General features: G+C 28.3%; 10 protein-coding genes. 1 reads left to right on the top strand and 9 read right to left on the bottom strand.

Annotated features, from left to right (window positions below; translation table 11 throughout):
* From U9R42_11580 to U9R42_11540, 9 genes are all read right to left on the bottom strand, one after another.
* On the bottom strand, nucleotides 1–1,715 hold a 1,715-nt coding region (locus U9R42_11580), incomplete at its 3' end, for a HAMP domain-containing sensor histidine kinase (GenBank protein MEA3496665.1).
* Nucleotides 1,716–1,727: 12 nt separating this feature from the next.
* On the bottom strand, nucleotides 1,728–2,408 hold the full coding sequence (locus U9R42_11575) for a response regulator transcription factor (GenBank protein MEA3496664.1): 681 nt from the start codon (nucleotides 2,406–2,408) through the stop codon (nucleotides 1,728–1,730).
* 15 nt (nucleotides 2,409–2,423) lie between these two features.
* Entirely contained in the window at nucleotides 2,424–3,122 is a 699-nt protein-coding gene (locus U9R42_11570; protein MEA3496663.1) for a PhoU domain-containing protein, read from the bottom strand.
* Between the two features lie 15 nt (nucleotides 3,123–3,137).
* On the bottom strand, nucleotides 3,138–3,920 hold the full coding sequence (pstB, locus tag U9R42_11565; protein ID MEA3496662.1) for a phosphate ABC transporter ATP-binding protein PstB: 783 nt from the start codon (nucleotides 3,918–3,920) through the stop codon (nucleotides 3,138–3,140).
* Between the two features lie 26 nt (nucleotides 3,921–3,946).
* Complete coding sequence (gene pstA / locus U9R42_11560) at nucleotides 3,947–4,834, bottom strand: phosphate ABC transporter permease PstA (GenBank protein MEA3496661.1); 888 nt, start codon at nucleotides 4,832–4,834, stop codon at nucleotides 3,947–3,949.
* A 12-nt stretch (nucleotides 4,835–4,846) separates the two neighbouring features.
* Nucleotides 4,847–5,704 (bottom strand): phosphate ABC transporter permease subunit PstC, encoded by an 858-nt coding sequence (gene pstC / locus U9R42_11555; protein ID MEA3496660.1) that lies wholly within the window; start codon nucleotides 5,702–5,704, stop codon nucleotides 4,847–4,849.
* A 4-nt stretch (nucleotides 5,705–5,708) separates the two neighbouring features.
* Nucleotides 5,709–6,074, bottom strand: coding sequence for a methylglyoxal synthase (locus U9R42_11550; GenBank protein ID MEA3496659.1), 366 nt, complete (start codon nucleotides 6,072–6,074; stop codon nucleotides 5,709–5,711).
* Nucleotides 6,075–6,139: 65 nt separating this feature from the next.
* Nucleotides 6,140–7,207, bottom strand: coding sequence for a phosphate ABC transporter substrate-binding protein PstS (pstS, locus tag U9R42_11545; GenBank protein ID MEA3496658.1), 1,068 nt, complete (start codon nucleotides 7,205–7,207; stop codon nucleotides 6,140–6,142).
* Nucleotides 7,208–7,271: 64 nt separating this feature from the next.
* Nucleotides 7,272–8,264, bottom strand: a complete 993-nt coding sequence (locus U9R42_11540) for a hypothetical protein (protein ID MEA3496657.1) — start codon at nucleotides 8,262–8,264, stop codon at nucleotides 7,272–7,274.
* A gap of 308 nt (nucleotides 8,265–8,572) precedes the next feature.
* Here U9R42_11540 and U9R42_11535 point away from each other — a divergent pair, with 308 nt between their 5' ends.
* Nucleotides 8,573–9,379, top strand: a complete 807-nt coding sequence (locus U9R42_11535; protein MEA3496656.1) for a LysM peptidoglycan-binding domain-containing protein — start codon at nucleotides 8,573–8,575, stop codon at nucleotides 9,377–9,379.
* Nucleotides 9,380–9,419 lie beyond the last annotated feature (40 nt).

Below are 9,419 nucleotides of genomic sequence, written 5' to 3'. Positions count from 1 at the left end.
CTATTTCTTACAGATATTTCGCCTTTGTGAAAAAGAACTGCATTTTTTACAATTGAAAGCCCTAAACCTGTGCCTCCTTGCTTGCGTGAACGTCCTGAGTCGATACGATAAAAACGTTCAAATATTCTTGCTTGATGTTCTTCCGAAATTCCTTTACCGGTATCAAAATATGAAAAATAATAATATTTTTTATCGTCTAAATATTGATTTATCCCTACATCAATATTCTTACCTGCATAATTAGATGTGTTTTCAATCAGATTTTGAAATATTGAATAAATCAAATCCTTGTTTCCTTTTACAATAGTACTATCATCAATTTGTAAATCAACTTTAATATTTTTTGAATCAAGATTTCCTCTAAAGTTTTCAATCACTTCATTCACAATCTTGATAATTTTTACATCTTCAAGGTTGAAAGACTTACCTGCTTCTTCAATTTTATTTAAAACGGAAATATCATTTATTAAAGCAGACAAACGATTTGTTTGAGAATGAGCTTTTTTAATAAAATACTTTTGTTTTACTTTATCAATATTTCCATTGTTCAAAATTGTTTCCAAATAACCCATAATGGAGCTTACAGGAGTTTTTAACTCATGAGCAACATTGGATATCATTTGTTGTTTTATCTTCTTATTTTTTTCGAGTTTTGTAATATCATCAATAATAATTTCAAAGCTTTTATCATCGAAAATAATACACTGAACCTTAAAATATTTCCCCGAATTTTGAATTGCAAATTCTTCATGAGTTTCTTTTTCTATTTGATCATTTTGCAAATTACTATCAATAAATTCATTTAATTGCTTGAATTCCTTCATTTCAAATATTTTCTCAGAGGTAATTGTTGATTGATTTGAAATAATATTAATAAAATGAATAAAATGTTGATTGGAAAGAATTTTTATTTTTTTGGATGAAAAAATTGCAATACCTTCATCAAGAATAAATAAATGTTTGAAGAGTTTTTCTTTTTCAAGAATCAAATTATTCTTTGCTTTATTCTGTTTGTCATAGATTTGCATAATTTGTTTGCCAATAACACCTAATTCGTTTTTTGGAAATTTTGTTGCAATATCAATTTCTTCATTATTTCCTGCTTTAATTGCAAAGTCTTTTAGTTTCGACAAAGTAATAGTAAACTTATTGGAAACAAAAGTTAAAACTCCAAACATCAAGAAAAACAGAAATAATATGAAGTAAATAAATAGCTTATCTGTTTTAAGAAAATTAATTATATCCACATCATAAATAATAGCAGTACGAATAAAATAATCATTGTATGATTTTGAATAATAGTAGTATTTTTCTCCTGTTGATTCCGACTCTCTAATACTTACACCATAATCCGAGTACAAAGATTTTTGAATCTCCGGTCTGTTTAAATGATTTTCAAGTGCTATATATTTTTTTACATAACTATCGTACAACACATTTCCCTCAAGGTCAACAATAGTTAACCTAATATGTGGTTTGGAAACAATAGTCATCAAAGTATCAATTTGTTGAAAGTTCTTATTTTCAATAATTGACCTGTTTTCAATGAACATATATGTCATTTCAGTAATGGTATTCAGGCTATTATCCAATTGCCCAATCCTGTATTTTTTTTCACGCATAAATTGAAAAGAAGCAACAATTAGTATTACTATTACAAAAACGGTAAAAAAATATAAAAAGAGTTTTTTCTTATAAGAATAAATAATTTTCATTTTCATTTTTTATTAAAATTCAAAACAATAGCCATAACCTGAACGACCAATTAAATATTTAGCATACTTCCCAATTTTTTTTCTTAAGCGAGTAATGTTCACATCCACAGTTCGGTCGGTTACAATCACATCTCTTGGCCAAACTTTATCAAGGATTTCATCTCGCTCAAAAGTTGTCCCTTGGTGTTTTAAAAGTAAAAGTAAAATATTAAATTCCTTTTTGGTAAGATTAACTAATTTATTTTCTATAACTAGTTTTTTCTTTTCAACATCCAATTCAAGGTCTTCAACTTTTATTATTTCATTTTTAGTTTCAAGATTTTTAGATGTTCTGTTGATTACTGCATTAACTCTTGCAATAACTTCTTTTATTGAAAATGGCTTGGAGATATAATCGTCTGCACCAAGGCTAAAACCAGTAAGAGCATCATTTTCAGAGTTTTTAGCAGTCAGAAAAATGATAGGTGTAGTACATTTTAGTTGTTTCTTTAGTTTATTTGCAAGATTAAAACCTGACATTTCACCCATCATAACATCAAGCAAAATTAATGAAAAATCTTCCAATTTCTTTTTCAAAACTTCCTCTGCCGAATATGCAATATCAGTTTCAAATCCTTCACTTTCCAGATTGAATTGTAAAATTTCACATAAATCTACCTCATCGTCAACTATTAGTATTTTTGCTTTTGTCATAACTGAATGTTTTTATTAATGCGAATTTATATCATTTATTTCTTTATGCCTAATATCCTTACCCTCTATTGCATAAAAAGAAGCCTCAGCAATATTTGTTGCCTGATCGGCTATTCGTTCAATATTTGAAATTATTTCTTTTGTATTTAAAAAATTAAATAATAATTGTTGTGTTTCTTTAGTCATTTTACCCTTTCTAATAACTTTTGTAAGAGACTTCTTGTTTAATTCATCCACAACTTCATCATTTTTTATTGTCCAAATAGCAAAATCTTTGTCTGAATTGATAAAAGAAATTAATGATTTGCTTACCATTTTTATACTGTAAGACAACATCTGAGAAATAACATCTTTTAAATCCAGATACAGACTAGGTTCATTAATTGATTTAATAAAATTAACAATATTCATTATCTTATCGCCAATGCGTTCTAAGTTGAGCGATATACGATAGCAAGTCATAATTTTTCTTAAATCAGATGCTAAAGGATGGTATAAAATAATTGTTTTAATAATTCTTTCACTTATTTCTACCTCAAACAAATCAAACTTTTTTTCGTTTTCTACAATTTCTTGATAAATCTTATCCGATATTTTTATTTCATCTGAATTAATAAATTTTTCCAGAATATCTAATTGTTGTAAAATAAGATTTGCAAATTCCTCAAAATCTGCAAGTATGTGCGTTATTGCTTTTTCTTTTTTATTGATCATAATTTCAAATTTATTTTATCCAAATTTCCCTGTTAAATATTCCTCTGTTTTTTTTATTGCAGGATTGGTAAACATATTTTTTGTTTTTCCGTATTCTATTAATTCACCAAGATACATAAACATTGAATAATCGGAAATACGGGCAGCCTGAGACATGTTGTGAGTAACCAAAATAATAGTATAATCTTTTTTAAGTTGTACCAACAAATTTTCAACTTTGGAAGTAGCAATAGGATCAAGAGCAGATGTAGGCTCGTCTAAAAGAATAATTTCCGGTTTGTAAGCCAATGTTCGTGCTACACATAACCTTTGCTGTTGCCCTCCTGACAAAAATGTTCCTTTTTTATACAAAGAATCTTTAACCTCATCCCACAAAACTACATCTTTTAAAGCAGTTTCAACAATTTCATCTTTAAGCTTTTTTTTCATTTTGATACCATTCAGCTTAAAGCCTGCAATTACATTATCGTAGATACTCATTGTAGGAAATGGATTAGGTCGTTGAAAAACCATTCCGATTTTACGCCTTACATCTATAGGATTCATCAAAGAAATGTCATTATCATTAAGGTAAATTTTCCCTGTTGTTTGAATTTTAGGATAAAGCTCATGAAGTCTGTTAATAGCACGTAGTAATGTACTTTTACCACAGCCCGAAGGACCCATAATTGCTGTAATTTTGTTCTTCCTTGTATCTGCCGTTACATCTTTAATTGCAAAAGTTTGTTTGTCATAACTTATAGACAAATCCTTGATTCTTAATAATGGATTATCTATTTCTATAATTGATTTTTGCATAATCTGTTTTTCAATTCCGTTAATTGTTAATAAGTTTTATATTTTGCTGATATTCGTTTTGCAATAATGTTAATTGCAAGCACAAAAATCATAAGTAAAAGAGATGAGCTCCAAATTAAGTTAATTAAATTAGGGTCGTTATAAAATTCCCAAATCAATAGTGGAATTGCACTTGTTGGTTTTTCGATATTCCAATTAATTGCATAGCTACCAAGTGCTGTTAAAATCAAGGGTGCTGTTTCGCCCAAAATTCGTGATACTGATAAAAGTACTCCTGTTAACAAACCACTTAAGCCCGTTGGCAACAATAATTTAAAAATTACTTTATGATAAGGTACTCCAAGAGCCAATCCAGCCTCTTTTATTGATTCAGGAATCATCTTAAGAGTTTCTTCGGTAGAGCGAATGATTAATGGAAGCATCATTATTGAAAGTGAAAATCCTCCTGCTAAAGCTGAAAAACCGTTGGTTACGGCTTTTACTATCCAAATATAACCAATAATTCCTAATACAATTGAAGGAACTCCTTGTAAAATATCAGTTAAAGTTCTAATTAAATTTGTATATATTTTATCTTGATTTTCTGATAAATAAATACCGGTTAAAATACCAATAGGAACGGCAATAACTGATGCAATTAAAACCATAAAAATACTTCCTGTAATTCCGTTTAAAATTCCTCCGGGAATAATTTCATTGTTAGCAACAGCGGTCATTGCCTCTAAAGTATTGGGAGCAACTTCGGTAAAAAAACTTAAATTGATTTGCCTGTATCCTTTTATAAAAAGTTTTGCTAAAATAAGAAGTACAGGTACAATAGTAATAGCAGAAATAATTATTATCAAATAATAAAACAGTTTATCTTTAAATAATCTGTAATTTAATGACTTTGTATTTTTTATGATAAAATCCACTTTATATCTTTTTTATTTTTTCATAACTTGATTTTTAATAAATCTTCCAATAAGATTTACAATCCATGTAATAAGGAATAATAATAGTCCTATTGCAATAAGTGAACTCAATTTTAAACCATCAGCTTCACCAAATTGATTTGCAATTACACTTGCCATGGTATTTCCTGTAGCAAACAAACTATCAGGAATAACATTTGTATTTCCTATAAGCATAGTTACCGCCATAGTTTCTCCAAGTGCCCTACCTAATGCCAGAATATAGCTTGCAAAAATCCCCGAACCTGCAGATGGAATTAACACTTTAAAAATCATTTCACGTCTTGTAGCACCCAAAGCATAAGCGGCTTCTTTCAAATCTTTTGGAACCATCTGAATGATTTCACTACTAATAGAAGTGGCGTAAGGAATTATCATTATTGCCAAAATTATACTTGCAGTAAATATCCCAAAGCCCTGTTCATTTATTCCCAAATCAATTACTAAAGGTCTTAAAACATAAAAACCCCATAAGCCATAAACAATAGAAGGAATACCGGCAAGCAAATCAATTATTGAGCTTAAAACATTTGCTAATTTTGAATTTCTAAAATATTCACCGATAAATAAAGAAACAGAGAAAGCCATTGGAATACAAATAATTAAGGCAAAGATTGATGTAACTAAAGTACCTACAATAAATGACAAAGCACCATATTCTTCACGACCCTCAGTAGGATTCCATTCGGAAGAGAAAATAAATTGAATACCGAACTCCTTAAAAGCAGGAATTGAACCCTTAACAAGAGAAAATCCTATTCCGATTGAAATGAATAGGATTATTAAGGTTGATAAGAATAAAACTATTCTTGTTATTTTTTCTCCGTTCATTTAATTAAGCTTCTTCTTTAATAATTAAATTTGCCGTAGAACGATTAAGTGCAATAGGAATATTATTAATTGTCGCTGTTCTTATTAGTGTTTGGATATCATGTTCATGTCCTTGTGGTGTTTGCATATCAACAAAAAACACAATTTTATCTACTTCGTTTGCTAAAATTTTCGCAGCAAGTAATATATCTCCTCCACTTGGTCCGTGTCCAAAAGCTTTGATATTTAAATCTAAAACATTATTTACAAGTTTTGCGGTGTTGCTTGTACCAATAAGTTTGTTCTTTAATAAAATATTTTTATTATTCTTTGCCCATTCCAATAAATTATTTTTTTTATTATCGTGAGCTACTAATGCTATTGTTTTCATTAAATATTCTTTTTTTATAAATTGCAAGGAACATTAAATATTCCTTGCAATAAAAATTTATTTTTTTATTTTAAAAGTTTTTCACCATCATAATTAACAGAGTTCAAAATATCCTTTGCTTTCTTTACTGTTGATTCAGGTAAAGGTGAGTAATGCACTTTTTTTGTTTTACTTTGAGCATCTTCACTTAAAAGCCAATTTAAAAACTTAACAGTTTCCATTGCTCGTAATTTTGAGCGTCCATCATAATTTTGGTCTTTGTATAAAATAATCCAAGTAAAACCACTTATTGGATAAGCACCTGCATCCTCAGAATTAGTTATCATTACTCTGGTGTCTGCGGGAATTTCTCCCTTTGCAGCATTACTAATCGACTCAATTGATGCTTCAATATAATTACCTGCTTTATTTTGCAATAATGCAACTGGTATTTTTTGTGCAAATGCATACTCAGAACCAATGTATCCAATAGCTCCTGTTGTTTGACTAATAGTTCCTGCAACACCTGGATTTCCTTTTGCTCCGAGTCCTGTAGGCCATTTTAATGATTTTCCTCTTCCAACATTTTCATTCCATTTTTTGCTAATCTTACTCATAAAATCACTAAAAATAAAAGTTGTTCCACTACCATCAGACCTATGAACTACTGTAATTTTTGTATCTGGTAAATCAATAGTCGGATTGTTTTCTGCAATTTTTTCATCATTCCATCTTGTTATTTCTCCCATAAAAATTCCTTCTATCAATTCATTTGTCAATTTGATAGATTCAATACCTTCTAAGTTATAAGCCAAAACCACTGCACCAAGACATGTAGGAATATGCACAATCTCAGCAGGCAAATCTTTCATTTGTTCATCAGAAAGAAAAGCATCTGTTGCACCAAAGTCAACAATCTTGTCTTTCAAACTTCTGATTCCACCACCTGAACCTATTCCTCCATAAGTAAGAAGCATTTCTGTTGATTTTGTGTATTGCTTAAAAACCATATTGTAAAATGGCATAGGGAAAGTCGCTCCTGCTGCTGTTAGCGTTACTTTTTCATTTTCTTTGTTTTCACTCTTATTATCAGAGTTATTACAAGCAGTTAAAAGTATTACTGCACTAATTAATAATGTTGCTAATTTTTTCATAATTTTGTTTTTTTAATTGTTTATTTTTTCGTTTTTTATTTTTACAAATTCTCTCTATTTTCATTTAAAACTTCACTTCCAGATTCATATAAATACTGGAAATATTTGATTCTCCGCTTTTGTCAGGAATAAATCCTTGATAGTTTGGTGATATTTTTACACCTTTTAAAGGAGCATATTCCAATCCTGCAATAATATACTGTCCGTCTTTCATAATATTCCAAGAGTCAGTAGCATTTCCAATTTTTACAGATTCAAGTTTATCATACCTGCCAAATATTTTAATTTTATCATTTATCTTATAAGTTGAAAAAGCAGAATATCCTGAAAAATCCTGATTTTCAATCATTTTATTATTCTCCTGAATATTGTATTCAGCACCAAAAGAAACATTTTTATTTTTATATCCTAAAAATATTGCTAAAGTTGATTGTGCCTCATCATTTTTCAAATAATCATAATATCCCCTAAGAGTTAAACCCTTGAAAGGATAAAGAGAAAGACCCAAAGCTACTTTGAAAGTTGAATCTGCCTGAACTTCTTTATAACCTTCACCATTTGATATTGTAGCATCTACGCTTATAAATTTATGAATTTTATACTTTACATTTAAACCCAAATCAGCACTAGGTCCAAATTTATAAGCATCCTGAAAAGATTTATAAATATATCTGTATCCAAAAGCTTTTTCCTGAATTTTAAATTGAGACATACCTATAAGTCCAAAATTTACTGAAAACTTATCATCATCATAATTGATCAACGCATTTTTAAGAAAAGCAATTTGCTCATACTTACCGGAAGCAGGATTTCCAACATCCAATGTTACTTTTGCTGATATATTTTTACTCATTTGATAGCTATAACCAAAATAGCTACGTGTAATTTCAAATGTATTAAAATTTTCTTTATCAGAAAATGAACTGTGAAAATTAGAAAAGATTTTGGCAAATGCTTTACCCGAAGGTTTAAAATCATCATTGTTAATCTGACTAAAAACAGCTGTACTAATAAAAGTTAATAAAAAGAATGTTAAACTTAGTTTTTTAATTTTCATTCTAATTTAATTAAAGATATTTTTTCACTCGCAAAGATGAATCAATGATATTTCAATAAAATTTCATTTTTGTTACATTTTTGTTACAAAATATTCTTTTGATTATTGATTTGTTATTGCCGCAAATACGCTAATAAGAATAATTGTTATTTTGTATTCAAATAAATAGTGTCTCTTAGAAAACTCTACATAGACAAACTGAAATCCACAATTATGTGGAACAATTTTTTCAGTATCAATTTTAATTTTAATTACCTTTGATTCGTAAAAGAAATGCATGATTTAGTTTTTTATAGAACATTAGTAATATGGAAATAAAAAAAATCTTAATTTTAGTTTTATTAGTATTTGTATTTAATAGTTCAAATGCTTTTGTTGATTCTGTAGGTGTTATAAAAGTGAAAGGCGATAAATATATTTTACACAAAGTTGAAGCAGGACAAGGGTTATATGCTATTAGCCGAAGATATAATATTTCTGTTGACCAAATAAAACGAGCAAATGGCGACACTCTTAATAGCCTTGATATTAACCAAATTGTTTTTATACCACTTACCAAAGTAATAAAGGTAGAAAAAGGAATAGATCATAGAGTAAAAAAAGGGGAAACATTATTTCAGATTTCTCAAAAATATGCTGTAAAAGTTACTGATATTAAAAAATGGAACAAGCTAACAGGAAACAGCATTCATGAGGGAGATAATATCATAATAATTAAATATATCAACAAAGTTGTTTTAGCAAAAGATTATTACAAAACAGAAAATAAAATTGAGAATAAAATCCAAAAAAATACTGAAAAGGAAAATACAAAGATTACTGAAAATGATAACAAAATAATAAATCCTAATGAAAGAATTGAAGATGGAATAGTTACTTGGATAAATGACGAAACATTTGGAACAAAGAAAAGTTTAGCATTACATAAGAATGCTCCATTAGGAACAATCATTAAAATAACAAGCCAAATAACTGAAAAATCAACTTTCGTTAAAGTTGTTGGTAATTTACCTAAAGGCTCAAAAGAAATAATTAAAATCTCAAAATATTCAGCAAAACAAATAGGATTAAAAGATAAAATGTCAAGAGTAAAATTACTTTATTATTCCGATTAATATTAATCAGTTCTGCATTTAGTTTTATTATTTAAATAAA

The sequence above is a fragment of the Bacteroidota bacterium genome (genome assembly GCA_034723125.1).
Lineage (GTDB): Bacteria > Bacteroidota > Bacteroidia > CAILMK01 > JAAYUY01 > JAYEOP01.
Note: the sequence above shows the minus strand (reverse complement) of the source record. Positions and strands in the feature narration are given on the sequence as shown.